This is a genomic window from Limnohabitans sp. (assembly GCF_034680285.1).
Taxonomy (GTDB): Bacteria; Pseudomonadota; Gammaproteobacteria; order Burkholderiales; family Burkholderiaceae_C; genus Limnohabitans_A.
This window is the reverse complement of record NZ_JAXITC010000016.1, coordinates 1-14310: the sequence shown is the minus strand read 5'-3', so window position 1 is coordinate 14310 and position 14310 is coordinate 1. Positions and strand designations below refer to the sequence as shown.

The following is a 14310-nucleotide window of genomic DNA, read 5'->3' as shown; positions in this document are numbered from 1 at the left end:
ATTGTTGATTTTAATCAATTTGTACGATCAATCAACTCAAGGTTTTCCTCAGTCCAAATCTACCCGACGGAGTTCAAATACGGGGTAAGTTCTGGTCAGAAACTTGCGAAGAAACATATTTGAAGAGTGGCCGTTCTAGGTGATTGGCAGTCGAAGGTGCACGTGGTGCGAACTGCCCCGGGAAAGTTTTGGTGAATGAACAGGATGTTCATGGCGATGGTGAATAGAGTGACAAACCCACTATAGCCCGGTCACAGCCCAACCCAATCAAATGAAGCAGGCGGTTGTGAAGCTGGTGTTAGTTATGCCGGTGACATTGATGACAACATCTGGTTTAAATGATGTATCAGCGATAAATGCACCATCGCCATTGACGTCAACAATCAGAAAAATACCATTGCTGAACGTCGCAAGGACTGCTGTGGCATTGCCGCCGCCTGTGAATTGCTCACCAGCAGACTCCGAGCCACCAGGTCGGAACCACCCGTTGATATCATTAGAAATCCATTGCCAACTAGTTAAGTTCGTCGCCACAGTTGCAGTGCGAACACTGAGCGTTCCGGTCAAAGTTAAGTCCAACAGGTCGCCATTGGCACCGTCCAGAACCAGATCAGTGATGCGGCTAAACTTTCCATTAAAGGAATTCGAATCGCCCGCACTGCAGACAAATACGTCACTTCCCTCACCGCCGGTCAGACTGTCATTGTTAGTCCCAACCTTGATCGTGTCATTACCAGAGCCACCGATGATCGTGTCATCGCCGCCCATACCCGTGAGCGAGTCATTACCAGAGCCACCGGTGATGGCGTCTGCGCCGTTACCACCAGTCAATGAATCATTGCCCGTGTTGCCGTTGAGCGTCACAGCTGATCCCGAAGGCGAAGCGTTGACAACAGTGTTCACCCCGGCAGCACTGGTAGCGGTTGCTCCACCTTGCGAAGCCGTCAACGTCACTGTGTTAGTGCCCGTGACTGCAATCGCAACAGTTGATGCGGCCGAGTTGTGCGTGATACTGTCTGCGCCTTGGCCTGCATCGGTGATGGTGTCAGTGCCGACGCCGGCGTTTAAGAAGTCATTACCACCGCCACCGGTCAAAGTATCGTTCCCCGACTCACCGTTAATGGTGTCATTCCCGCCCCCCCCAATAACGACTTCGTTGCCGATGCCACCATAAACCGTGAAAGCTTCTGTCTGGCCTGTTAGCGTCACGCTGGCCCCTGAACCGAGCGTGATGCGCTCGATATTAGTAATATTGGTATTTACAGCAGAAAAAACAATCGTTTGACCAGTCGCTACAGCAATCACGTCTAAGGTACCCGCACCGCCATCGATGGTGTCGTCGCCATCGTTGACTGTCGATGTCACGTTGAAAGTGTCATTACCAGCTGAGCCACTCATGCTGTCTGCGCCCGCCAATCCACTGATGGTGTCGTCACCCAGTCCGCCGGTGAGTGTGTCATTGCCAGTCGTACCGGTGATGTTGTAACCGAGATGAGCCAGCGTGACAGTCCCGGCTGTCGCTGAGCCGACAAACAAGCCGGCCAGCACCACGGCGCCCAAGTCGCTCCCCGCGCCTGCGCCATCGGTGTCGTACACCAGCAATGTGTGTGTATCGGTACCGGTGTTCTGGGTGAACACGCCCCCCACATAGGTGCCCCGTATCAGCCCCCAGCTGCCAGCTGTTGTCACTGCGGCCAGGTTGCTGGTCACAGCAGCGCCGTTGATTGTGGCGTTCAGCCCCAGCGCGGTCAGATTAAATTGGTCCCCCACCGCCAGGTTGCTCACCACGTCGATGCTGGCACTCAGGTTCGATGAGGGAGATGTGATGGCCCCCACAAAACTGTGGGTCGCAGCCGCCAGCACCACCATATCCACATTGGCATCGGCCCCCACATCGATTGCGTCTGCACCACCACCTCCGTTGATGATGTCCGCGCCTGCACCTGCTGCAATGGTGTCATTGCCAGACCCGGCCACCACCGACTCGCCGCCCGTGTTGCCTGTGATGTTGAACCCCTCAGTCTGACCCGTCAGAGTTACTCTTGAAGAAGCGGCCAAGGTGATGTTTTCAACGCCGGTAATGTTGCCATCGTTGGTGGCAAACACAATCGTCCCAGACACGGAAATAGTGTCTGCGCTACCGGCTCCACCATTGATCGTGTCGTTGGCATCGTTGGCCGTGGTGGTCACATTGAATGTGTCATTACCGTCACCACCGCTCAAACTGTCGGCTTGCGCCAATCCGCTGATGGTGTCGTTTCCTGCTCCACCTGTAAGTGTGTCATTGCCAACTGTACCTGTGATGGTGTTGCCGGGGAGCGCCAGCGTGACCATGCCGTTTACCGCTGAGCCACCAAACACCCCCACCAAAACGACTGCCCCCAAGTCGCTGCCCGCACCTGCGCCATTGGTGTCATACACCAGCAAGGTGTGGGTGTCGGTACCGGTGTTCTGGGTGAACACGCCATTCACATAGGTGCCCCTTATCAGGCCCCAGCCTCCGGCAGTAGAAACCGCAGCCAGGTTGCTGGACACAGCAGCGCCGTTGATGCTGGCGTTCAGCCCCAGAGCGGTCAGGTCAAACCGGTCGCCCACCGCCAGGTTGCTCACCACATCGATGCTGGCGCCCAAGTTCGTGGTGCCTGTGTTGATGCTGCCTGCAAAGCTGTCGGCCGCAGCCGCCAGCACCACCGTGTCCACATCGGCATCTGCACCCACATCGATCGTGTCTGCACCACCACCGCCGGTGATGCTGTCAGCACCCGCGCCACCCGTGATCGTGTCGTTACCATCACCCCCGACCACCGTTTCGTTGCCTCCACTGCCAGTGATGTTGAAGCCCTCAGTTTGGCCCGTCAGCGTCACGCTGGCGGCTGCGCCCAAGGTGATGTTTTCAACGCCTGTGATGTTGGCATCGTTGGCGGCAAACACAATGGTCTGCCCGGCGGTCACCGCGATCACGTCGGCAGTTCCATCACCACCATTGATCGTGTCACTGCCGTCGCCCGCTGTATCGGTCACATTGAAAGTGTCGTTACCCGCACCCCCAATCAGGCTGTCTGCACCTGCGCCACCGGTGAAAGAGTCGTTTCCGGCATCGCCCGTCAGGGTGTCGTTGCCATTGGTGCCGGTCAAGGTCAGGGGCGCAGCACTGGACGCACCCAGAACGCCGAACAAGCCAGTCCACATCAGGTAGGCCGCCTTGGGAGTGAACCCCGGCGCACCTGGGATCAGCTGCACACCATTCACCGTATGCGATCCATGAGTCTCGAGGCGCCACCAAGTACGGTTGGCTTTATAGGTCCATGGAATGTTGAGCTTGACCAACAAAGATGAGAAGTCAGGTGTTGTCGCCATGCTAGATAGTTTTAACAATTTATTTAATTTTAACAAATGACTATAACGGATTCACTTGACTAAAACTCACATCACTTGAACTTTTGAATTGATACTTTCACCTATTCTTTTCAATGATTATCAGAATTTTGACTTTTATGGCAATAATGTATTTACCTGATCACTTACCTACTTAAACCACTTTTACTGGATTGAATCACCATGGCTGCAATCACACCCGACGGAAGACAAGAGTTGGTCGCCCTTTATTTGATCATGTTTGGGAAAGCGCCGAACGTGACCCAGTTGGCTCAAATGGTGACGCAAAAAGAGAACGGCAATACAGTGTTTCAGGTTGCCGCGACTCTTTCAGCGGAAGCGGATTTTGCGCCGCTCAGCGCCAAAGACCCCGATGCATTCGCCACCTACCTCGCAGACGCCTTGTTGGCCATCGATGTACCAGCCAGTGCTCGAGCTTGGGCCATCAACTGGGTGGTGACCCAAGTTTCAGGCACCAAAACCAAGGCCCAGGTCATTGCAGAAGCCGTGCAGGCCATCCGCGCCACCACTAACACCAATTACACATCCTCCAAATTAGAGTTGACAGCAGACGTGACCAACGCTCTGGCAATCATTGATGCACCGCCAAGCTCTTCAATCGAAGTGCAACTTGGTCATGCAGCGGTCACAAAAGAAGCTTTTCTAAGCTTTATCGCAGCCAACCCTAAGCATCTGGCTGTTAACTATGCGTACGCCAATGAATTGGGTCTGAGTTTTGAAAAGATGCTCGCCCTTTTGGACCTTTCAAGCTCCACAAAGACCGCACTCTGGCGCGCTTCATTCCAAGAGCATGGCCTGAACTACAAAGCCTTAGGCGCCAACAATCCAGCCACCGCTGGTTACACCATCAAAACAACACCTTTGACTGCCTCGGCCGATAGCCACATGGCAACGACCGGAGACGATTCCCTGGACGCTTTGGCGGGCGCCGACAAGGTTGAAGGGCTTGCCGGAAACGACTTGATTTTGGGTGGCGAAGGTAACGACACCCTCGATGGTGGACATGGGCGCGACCACCTCGATGGCGGCTCAGGCAATGACACGCTGTATGCGGGCACCAACGTCACCAAGGTGGTGAGCTGGTACTTTGATTCTTACAGCGTCAGTGAAATAGAGACCATCACTTACACGTTCGACGACATCTTCAGTGACACGCTTTATGGCCGCGCCGGCGATGACCAAATCTATGGCGGCTACGGTTCTGATTACCTGAATGGGGGGGATGGCTTCGACTTGTTGGAAGGGGACTACAACGCCCTGAACGCCTCTCAAGCTAGCCCTGCGGAACGGGCCACCATGATGAACGACACGCTGGTGGGCGGGGGCGGTGCCGACACTTTAAGGGGCGGCGAGGGCAACGACACCTACCTTTACCAAGGTTTGCCGGGTGCACCCGAGGTGGTGATGGGTGAGATCATCACCGACACAGGCGGCACGGACACTTTGTGGGCCATGACCAGCATCGACTTCACGCTATTGAACATGGGAACCAACACCCTGACCAGCATGGGGCTCGATCAGGTGTTGATCAATTCTGGTGAGCAAGCGACTTTCACCGCTGCCCAGTTGTCGGGAAGCGCTATTCGCATCATGTCATCCGGTGAATTGCCTGCTCAATTGACCGTCAAAGGGTCAGCAGGCACCTTTGACTTCAGCCAACTCAAGTTCGATGTGGTCAGCGCTAACAATGCTTTTGACAGCGGCATCGACCGCATCACCTTGGACTTTTCAAGCAACATCAACAGCAACGTGACGGGTACGAGTTTGAGTGACACCATTTTGGTCACCGGTGAAAGCACGGTCAATGCCGGATCGGGCGATGACGTGATCATCTGCTCGTCCCCATTCAGCACTCGCAATGCGAACCTCAACGGCGGGACAGGCACCGACACGCTGAACATAGTCACGCTCAAGGGTGCTGGTGCGGTCAATCTGGCCGACAGTTTCTTAGGCGGCGTGACTCAGATGGAAAGTCTGTCATTCAGCGGCGGTCAAGCCGCAGAGTTGACTGTCGGGGCTGCAGCCAGCGTGAGCTGGACTTCGGGGATTGTCATCACCCAAGAATCTAATGCGTCGCTGACTGTGAATGGCCAAAACAGTTTGGTCGAGATCACGGCGTCTGGCAACGACCAAAACGATGTGTTGATCGGTGGCGCTGCACATGACAGCTTCAGCGGCGGTCTCGGATCAGACCGGTTTGTCTTCAAAACTGCGGACCAAGACACCGCAAAGTTCCGCGCCACTGACACGGTGACAGACTTCCGCAAATCGCAAGGCGACACCCTCAACGTGGGCATTCAAACCACCGCCAGTAATTTCGTTAAAAATGGAATTTCTGCGAGTTTAAGCAGCTTGTTGACTGCAGCCGATCTGAGTCTGGATGGCACCATTCAAATTTTTGCGGGCCAGGTTGGCAACGACTCTTTTGTGGTGACCGACCAAGATGGCAAGGGCATCACCCAGATCATCCGCCTCACGGGTGTTCAGTTGACAGAGTTGGAGTCGACAAGCTTGGTCGCACAATAGCATCGGCCACTGATGTCCTGAAGGTGAGCGTCAATTGATAAACAAGAAATGTAAGACTCCTTGATTTCAAAGCCAACCACCAACGGCATGTTCCCCAAGTTGAGCGGCCTGTTATCCAAGGTGTCGCCTTGGTCCATTGCGTTGTTGTTCTTGCTGGGCACATTGTTTCGCTGGTCATTTGCCAACGATGTATCGGTCATGCTGGACTGTGATTCTTGCTTGCTCAAGCAGTCTATGGTTCATGAAATACAGTTTTTGCTGATTGCGCTGGCTTTGCATCAGTTTTCCAGCTGGCTTAACTGGCGCTGGTTGGGTACAGCGGTCAGACTGTTGCTGTTGACGTGTCTCCTGATCATGTTGATCGACGTTGCTGTGCTCCGACTCTTTGGGGTCCGATTCAACTGGCAAGAGTTGCTTAAGTTCTCTGGCGAGCTGGTTGCAGTCAAAGCATTTACGTTGCAATTTTTCAACGACCCCATAGGTGCTCTTGTCGCCATTTTTCTGACTTTGTGTTTGATGGCTTTGAGCCTTGTCTATGTTGTACGTTCAACCGCCTCCAGCACATCCAAACGATCGGTTTACCCATGGACCTTACCGATGGCCATGGCATTGTTAATGCAACCAATGCAAGAAAGAAATTTCCACACGCCTTACTTAGAAAACTCAGTTTCCGCCTTTACTCGCCCCCAAACTCGACTTACGGCTTACGGTAAAGACCCGTTGATGAACGCCAAGGAGCCCATGCCCCAGCAGTGCTCACAAGGTATGGGGAAGTCGCCAAATCTGATTTTGTTGGTTGTAGAGTCACTGTCCAGCTTCCACAGTCAGGCTCTTGGCAAAATGCACAACTGGACCCCTCAGCTGGATCATTGGCTTCAGAGGGGTTTGAGTGCCAAAAACTTCCATGCCAACGGCATCACCACAGAAGATGGGTTGGTGGCATTGCTCACAGGTCTTGCGCCCATACCACGCCCGCAAGCGGGCAATATGTTCACTCAATACGCTCAAGTTCCGAACAGCATTCCTCAACACTTGGGCAAGGCCGGTTACAGCACGGCTTTTCTGACGACAGGCAACCTGTCTTTCATGGGCAAGCAGGCTTGGCTTCGTGGCATTGGATTTCAAGAGATCGAGGGCCATGAACATCCCTTTTATGACGGCATGCCACGCTTTCATTTCGACGCAGCAACGGATGAGGCTCTTTATGCGCGGGCTATTCAGTGGATGGGCGGGCGCTCAGCGTCACCTTACTTTTTAACGTTGGAAACAGTCTCAACCCACCAGCCATTTAAGCATCCTGTGACAGGCGAAAAATCTTTAGAGAGTGTGGTGCGCTATGCAGATGTGGCCATGGGTGAATTCATTTCCAAGCTTTCGTCTTCAGGCTTCTTTGAAAACGGTTACTTGATTGTCACGGGAGATCACAGATCCATGGTGCCGACCTCCGCCAAGGAAGCCAATTATTTTGGTGACCGGGCTTACGCAAAAATTCCATTGTTAATTTTGGGCCCGGGTTTAAGTGGACAGCAGACAGTGGGCAACTTTTCCCAAACCGATGTATTTCCAACACTGATGCATTTGACCGACAAGGGCCCCAGTTGCGCCGCCAAGGGACAGGGGAACATTTGGCCCGGCGCTTCGCGTGAACCCGATTGTTTGCTGACGCGTCGCCCCTATGACTTGGACCTGGTGGTAGCTCAATGTGGCGATCAAAATCATCCGATTAAATTGAACGGTAATCAAACCGCCTACATTGCGCCGGCGACAGGCCCATCTCACTGGATCGATCAAATTCACGGCTTCAGACTAGGGCTAGGATGGCTGTCCGCATCAAGGTGACTTGTTTCGCACCAGCGCTTCAGCACATCATGTATAGACCAAGCCCGACTCCTGAATCCCAACCAAACCCACATGGCTTTGAGCGGCCATGCTGCCAATCAAATTGGTGAGGAATTCAGCGGGTGAGTTGTTCACTTCATCGATGGCTGAGGCCAAGGTCGCAGCATCGGCTTGCCCCTCATGTACGTTATTGACCAAGTAAGTGGCAATGTCTGCAGGCGTGACCGATGATTTACCGGTCAGGCTGTCCCAAATGGGCAGTTGGAAAATCGAATCGGCCAACGATGAGAGGCTGACCCCCTGATCAAGCAGATCGATGACAGCACCCAAAACAGACTGAGAAGTTGGGTCCAACACAGTTTTTCCAGGCAGGATGGCGCCCACCAACAAAGCGGTTTGGCCGGCCACCTGCGTTTCTTGTGTGTCAAGCGCAAGCGACGCGTCGTTGAACCTCAACCGCTCCACATTCGTCACCATGCTTTGGTTATTGGCCGATGCGTCGGTGACCATCACCACATTGCCATTCTTGAGCAAATTGTGCTCGGTCAGTGACCCCTGAAATACGACTGTATTGACGTCCGATGTGCCATTGATCACCGCATTGGCTTGCGCATGAACAACATTGGAATTGCCGCCATAGAACTCGGCCGAAATTTGCGCAGCTGACAAATGCGTTGCAGAGGCACCAGATGGCCCCACTGTATCTTTTTGCCAACTGGCATTCATATACCAAGTGTGGCCACCACTGAATACCACTACGCGGTAGCCATCGTGATAACCAGCCGCCACGATGTTCGAAATTTGCGTTGGGGAGTTGCTGCCCATGTCCTTGATCAAGACCGTGCCTCCAGCCTCCTTGACTGTCCATGTACTGTCCGCATTTTTGAGCAAAGTGACGCCCCCAGCGCTGCCCACATACTCGCTGCCAGTAGGACTGCTACCGGTTGTGACAGGCATAGCACCAAAGAAGCTTGTATTGATCTGCGCCTGACTCAGTTGTGTCGTTGACATCCCACCTGGGCCGGCATTGTCTTTTTGCCAATTCGCATTGACGTACCAAGTGTGGCCGCCGCTGAACACGACAACGCGGTAGCCGTTGTCGTAGCCTGCTGCAATGATGTTGGAAATGGTGGTCGGCCCCAGCCCCCCCATGTCTTTGATCAGGGTTTTTTGCCCTCCTTCTTCGACAAACCAAGTGCCGTCTGAATTCTTGAGGAGTGATACCCCACCAAAGCTCTCCACCATCTTGCTGGTCAAGGCGCTGGCTTGGCTTGTCAGGCCTAAAAACACGGTGTCGATTTGCCCCTGAGTCCGCTGTGTGGTCGATGCACCACCAGGACCGACATTGTCTTTTTGCCAATTGGCATTCATGTACCAGGTATGCCCGCCGTTGAAAACCACTTCACGGTAACCACCGTTGTAACCAGCTGCAACGATGTTGGGAATGGTCGTCGGACCCAAAGAACCCATGTCCTTGATCAAATATACCGAATTGCCATCACTCACCTGCCAAGTGCCATCGGTGTTGTGCAGCAAAGTGACGCCACCATTGCTCATGACCAAGTTACTGGTCGTAGGGGCATCCGCCGGCGACCCACCAAAAAAGTTGGCATTGATTTGTGCTGGTGACAGTTGAGTGGTCGAGGCACCAGAGGGACCCACATTGTCTTTTTGCCAATTGGTATTCATGTACCAAGTGTGGCCACCATGGAACACCACAACCCGGAAACCATTGTCATACCCAGCGGCAATGATATTGCCGATTTTGGTAGGACCAATGGAGCCCATGTCCTTGATCAGCGTGGTCACGTTGCCCTCTTTGACAGACCAGGTGCCATCTGAATTGCTATGCAAAGAAACGCTACCCGAACCCATCACGGCGGTGCTGGTTATTGCCTGGGGTGTGCTGTTGGAGTTCGCTCCGCCTTGAAGGGATGTGGCACCAAAAAACGCCACATTGATCTGATCGTTGGTCATTTGCAACGTATCGGCACCAGCGGGCCCCACCGACGCTTTTTGCCAATTTGCATTCATGTACCAAGTGTGTCCATTGCTGAACACAACGACACGGTAACCATTGTGAAAGCCGGCGGCAATGATGTCACCTGCAGTCACTGGCGCATCGGAACCCAGATTTTTGATCGGCACCAGAGCGCTGCTGCCTTCTTTGACCAACCAAGCACCCGCCCCATCTTTGTACAAGGTTACTGCACCTGAACTCATCATCAAATTGGACGGCACAGGTGTTGAAGTTGGCACCACTTTGACCCCCATCAGTTCACTGCTGATTTGCGATGGCGTCAACTGCGTCGTGGATGAACCATTCGGACCCACATTGTCTTTTTGCCAATTGGCATTCATGTACCAAGTGTGTCCACCGTCAAAGACGACAACTCGGTAAGACCCCAGATAAGCCGCGGCAACAAGGTTGCTGATTTTCGTAGGGCTCATGGAGCCCATGTCCTTGATCAGGGTGATATTTGCACCATCTTGTGCAGACCAGGTGCCGTCTGAGTTTTTCAAAAGCGTCACACCGCCACTGGACAAAACTGCTGTAGAAGTAGTGCCCGCACCACCGGAAGCTCCGCCGTTGGGAACATTGGGCACATTGGGCACCGCCGGTCCACCAAAAAAGTCGGCATTGATTTGTTCAGGAGACATCTGCGTGGTCGAAGCACGATTTGGCCCTACGCTGTCTTTTTGCCAGCTGTCATTCATGTACCAGGTGTGCCCACCCTGAAACACAACCACCTTTTGGCCATTGACGTAACCTGCAGCAATGATGTTGGCGATGGTCGTGGGGGAGCTGGACCCCATGTCCTTGATCAAGGTCACTGCGGCACCTTCTTTCACAGACCAGGTGCCATCGGAATTCTTGAGCAGAGAGACAGGACCAGCAGTCATGAACACTGAACTGGTGACAGGCTGTGAATTCCCGGGCGTTCCACCCGGGACTACCGGCGGGTTGACCGCAAGGCCTGCGCCAGAAAAGAAGACCGTATTGATCTCAACCGGCGAGAGTTGTGTCGTCGACACACCTGAAGGACCCGCATTGTCTTTTTGCCAATTGGCATTCATGTACCAGGTGTGGCCTCCACCGAAAACGGCCACTCTGAAGCCGTTGTAGTAGCCCACAGCTATCACACCGTTGAACATGGGCACATTGGAGCCCATGTCTTTGATCGGCGTGTTTTGTCCCCCTTCTTGTGCAGCCAAAGAGCCATCACTCATGCGCACCAGCGACACCGAACCGGAACTCATGACCACCGCACTGATCACCGCTTGCGAACCGCCTCCACCTCCTCCCGTTGAAGGACCGGGCGGCGGCGGCGTGACGGCAGGGCCACCAAAAAAATCGGCATTGATCTCGGCCTGGCTCAATTGAGTTGTCGACCAACCACTTGGGCCAACACTGTCTTTTTGCCAATTGGTATTCATATACCAGGTATGACCACCATCGAAGACCACAACCCTGTAGCCATTGTGATAACCCGCTGCGATCAAGTTGTTGATCGTTGTGGGATTGCTTGAGCCCATGTCTTTGATGAGCGTAGTGGTACCCGCCTCTTGAGCAGACCATGTCCCGTCGGAGTTGCGCAACAAACTCACGCCACCCGCAGACTCCACGACCGTGCTGGTGACAGGAGGCACGTTCACGGGTGGTGAGATGCCAAAAAATTGGCTGTTGATCTGGTCTTGACTCAGTTGCGTGGTTGAAGCATTGCCGGGACCAACACTGTCCTTTTGCCAACTGGCATTCATGTACCAAGTGTGTCCGCCACCGAACACCACGACCCTGTAGCCTGCGTGGTATCCGGCCGCCACAATGCCTCCACCCATGAAAGGTGAACTTGAGCCCATGTCACGAATCACCGTGCTGGTGCCACCCTCATCGACAGACAAAGTGCCGTCAGAGTTACTCAGCAAGGAAATGCCGCCTGAACTTTGTAAGACTGTGGAACTCATGACTCTCTCAATTCACAATTTAGATATATTCAAATGACTTTTATATCATTATCGTTAAAATATCAATTTTTGGTCAGGCCATTTATCAATGAAGCTGTATTTAACTGCCGCTGGCACCGCTGCCAAAGAATCGGACGGCACGTTCGGTGTGGTTGTCCGGCTTTCTGCTGGAGCAACCAGCCAGGTTCAAGTCAACTTTTCAACCGTTTTTGACACCGCCAGCGACAGCGATATCGGCTTACCGCTGATCACGGACTCCGTTTTTGACAGTGGCGCACAAAAACTCCAAACTGCCCTGAACGCGCTGGTCAAAAGCGTCGACCCCTACAATGGAGTTCTCGTTTTTGCGCCTGGTGAGATCAGCAAAGAGATCCGATTTGCACTCACCAACGATGCCAAGACCGAGGCCAATGAACAGTTTCACCTGAACTTCAGCATCGCCAGCAGCGCCACCAACGTGCGCTTGGCCCAAAGCCGCAGCGACGCCTTGATCCTTGACGACGACACCTCAGCAGGTTCTCCCGGTACAGTCAATTTGGTCCGACTCACTGAGGCAAACACCGCCTCACCCACGTCATTGACCACTGACAACTTGATCCTTGGGACAGCCGAACTGGAATCCGTTCGCTACGCCGCACCCATGGCCAGCTATCAGATCTCTAAAACCGACAGTTCATGGCGCATCAGCTCCAAAACTGCTACTGGGCAATCCGATACATTGCTGAACGTTGACCGGCTGCAATTCACTGATGTCAATCTGGCACTGGATTTGGCCACCAGCGCGGGCGAGGTCGCCAAAACACTGGGTGCAGTGTTTGGCAAGTCATCTGTTGGAAACAAAGAGTACGCCGGCATCGGTCTCTATTACAGTGACACATTGAACTACAGCTACACCCAACTGATGCAATTGGCCATCACCGCCCGATTGGGGGTCAAGCCCAGCCATGACAAAGTGGTCGATCTGCTGTACACCAATGTGGTCGGGCACGCGCCGGATCCAGCCACGCGCAAATCGTTCACAGACCTACTGGACAACCAGACCTATACCGTGGCCAGCATCGGCACCATGGCCGCTGACACGAGCCTCAACAAAACCAACATCCAGTTGACTGGCTTGGAACAAAGTGGGCTGGCCTATTGGCCGCTGAGCGGCCAGTAGGTTATCACTCGTCACAAACTCATGGCCATAAAGTCCAGCGTCCATAACTTGTGAAACAGCTGCGTCACAGACGCCAAGCTGTCTGAGCAGACAGCCTCTGCAATGACGCCCGATGCACAAGCCATTGCAGCGATGTCCTCAATGGTCCGCCGACCATCGGCATATTGCAGTACGGCCATTTCCACAGCGCTCAGCTCCAGACACCAATCACTTCTGCAGATCTTTTGCGCTTGAATGCTGCAGCGGTAACGGAGTGTGGGTATGTACCTCGCAGCATCGCCCAGCGAGAAGTCGATCTTGTACGTTGCCAGCGCACGGTCCGGGCGGCAGGCGGTAAAAAAATGGCAACCGTTGCGGAAGTTGATCTGCTCCATGATGGACCATTGCTGCTCTTTGCGCAGGCCAGCCAATCGCCTTGCAACCGCCCCCTCGGCCATGGGAGAAGGATGGTAGGGCGCTTTGAACAGCCAGTCCTGAAACACGAGTCCGGACTGGGCCACCAGGTCCAGACAATCGTTGGTGCTGTAGTTGCGCTCACGCCCATGCAAAAACGTGTCGACCAGCCCTGCGTCATAGCTCAGGTCAGGCGCAATGGCCATGTAGCTTCTGACCGGGTGGTCGGCGGGCAAGGCCGCCAACACCTCGCGAACCACCTGGATGGATGCTTCACTCTGATCGAGCCCCATATCACGGAAAACCGCTTGCATCATGTCCACACCGATGCGGCCATATTTGGCATAGAGCATGATCGCGGCCACACCGTCTGGCCGCAGGCAAGCGGCCAGCGCTTTCATGCCGGTTTCTGGCGAGGCCATGTGGTGCAGCACCCCGGTGGACATGATGAGATCGAAGTCACGGTTCAGGCTGCCGATCTCTTCGATGGGCAGAAGGTGAAGATCGAGGTTCTTCAAGCCATATTTGTTCTTCAGAAAGCGGTGGTGCTCCAAAGAAGGCTGGCTCACATCCACCGCCACCACCTGCGCCCCAGGGTTGGTGAATGCGATGACCGCCGCCTGGTTGGTGCCGCAACCGGCCACCAGGATGTCCATACCGCTTCTGTAGTCCTGGGTCGGCCAAAACAAGCGGTGGGCATGGCTGGGGTCAAACCACTGCCAATTGCGCGACAACCAATCCGGCAGATCCAGGATCGGCTCGGGGTACATCCATTTGGTGTACTGGCTGGAAACGACGTCGGACAGGGCAGTGGTTGGCATGCGGGCGTGACTCGCTTCAGAAGCTCAGTCGGTAACCGACCACAGCAGAGGACACCGTCTGCCCCGAGTAGGGCTGGCTGCGCACGCTGAAGTTGGCTGTCAGTTGCTGGTTACGGGTCAGCGCTTGGCTCAGGCCCGCAGTTGCAAAGCCTCGGGTCTTTTTGTGCACGGGGGCGGTTGGCAATGCGAAGCTCTCCATATCGATGATGG

Annotated in this window: 7 protein-coding genes; 3 read left to right on the top strand and 4 right to left on the bottom strand. The window is 54.2% G+C overall.

The features are described 5' to 3' along the window. Positions 1–267: 267 nt before the first annotated feature. Positions 268–3357, bottom strand: a complete 3090-nt coding sequence (locus SWE17_RS12980; RefSeq protein WP_322993511.1) for a calcium-binding protein — start codon at positions 3355–3357, stop codon at positions 268–270. A 201-nt stretch (positions 3358–3558) separates the two neighbouring features. On the opposite strand from SWE17_RS12980, the gene SWE17_RS12975 reads away from it, so the two are divergent. Together SWE17_RS12975 and SWE17_RS12970 are read left to right on the top strand one after the other, a co-directional pair. Beyond that, the gene (locus SWE17_RS12975; RefSeq protein WP_322993510.1) at positions 3559–5922 is read left to right on the top strand and encodes a calcium-binding protein; all 2364 of its coding nucleotides are present in this window, start codon (positions 3559–3561) and stop codon (positions 5920–5922) included. 87 nt (positions 5923–6009) lie between these two features. Continuing rightward, positions 6010–7761: an LTA synthase family protein gene (locus tag SWE17_RS12970; protein ID WP_322993509.1), complete on the top strand. Its 1752-nt coding sequence runs from the start codon at positions 6010–6012 to the stop codon at positions 7759–7761. Between the two features lie 27 nt (positions 7762–7788). Here the strand turns inward: SWE17_RS12970 and SWE17_RS12965 are convergent, their stop codons facing one another. Then, entirely contained in the window at positions 7789–11727 is a 3939-nt protein-coding gene (locus tag SWE17_RS12965) for a hypothetical protein (RefSeq protein ID WP_322993508.1), read from the bottom strand. Between the two features lie 88 nt (positions 11728–11815). On the opposite strand from SWE17_RS12965, the gene SWE17_RS12960 reads away from it, so the two are divergent. Beyond that, positions 11816–12886, top strand: a complete 1071-nt coding sequence (locus SWE17_RS12960; RefSeq protein ID WP_322993507.1) for a Calx-beta domain-containing protein — start codon at positions 11816–11818, stop codon at positions 12884–12886. An 11-nt stretch (positions 12887–12897) separates the two neighbouring features. Here the strand turns inward: SWE17_RS12960 and SWE17_RS12955 are convergent, their stop codons facing one another. Together SWE17_RS12955 and SWE17_RS12950 are read right to left on the bottom strand one after the other, a co-directional pair. Then, positions 12898–14100 (bottom strand): class I SAM-dependent methyltransferase, encoded by a 1203-nt coding sequence (locus SWE17_RS12955; RefSeq protein WP_322993506.1) that lies wholly within the window; start codon positions 14098–14100, stop codon positions 12898–12900. A 16-nt stretch (positions 14101–14116) separates the two neighbouring features. Continuing rightward, positions 14117–14310: hypothetical protein (locus tag SWE17_RS12950; protein WP_322993505.1), on the bottom strand; the 194-nt coding region annotated here is incomplete at its 5' end.

Excerpts from the sequence above, each read along its gene's own strand:
- SWE17_RS12955 (WP_322993506.1), bottom strand. The coding sequence starts at position 14,100 with ATGCCAACCACTGCCCTGTCCGACGTCGTTTCCAGCCAGTACACCAAA.
- SWE17_RS12970 (WP_322993509.1), top strand. The coding sequence starts at position 6,010 with ATGTTCCCCAAGTTGAGCGGCCTGTTATCCAAGGTGTCGCCTTGGTCC.
- SWE17_RS12965 (WP_322993508.1), bottom strand. The coding sequence starts at position 11,727 with ATGAGTTCCACAGTCTTACAAAGTTCAGGCGGCATTTCCTTGCTGAGT.
- SWE17_RS12975 (WP_322993510.1), top strand. The coding sequence starts at position 3,559 with ATGGCTGCAATCACACCCGACGGAAGACAAGAGTTGGTCGCCCTTTAT.
- SWE17_RS12960 (WP_322993507.1), top strand. The coding sequence starts at position 11,816 with ATGAAGCTGTATTTAACTGCCGCTGGCACCGCTGCCAAAGAATCGGAC.
- SWE17_RS12980 (WP_322993511.1), bottom strand. The coding sequence starts at position 3,357 with ATGGCGACAACACCTGACTTCTCATCTTTGTTGGTCAAGCTCAACATT.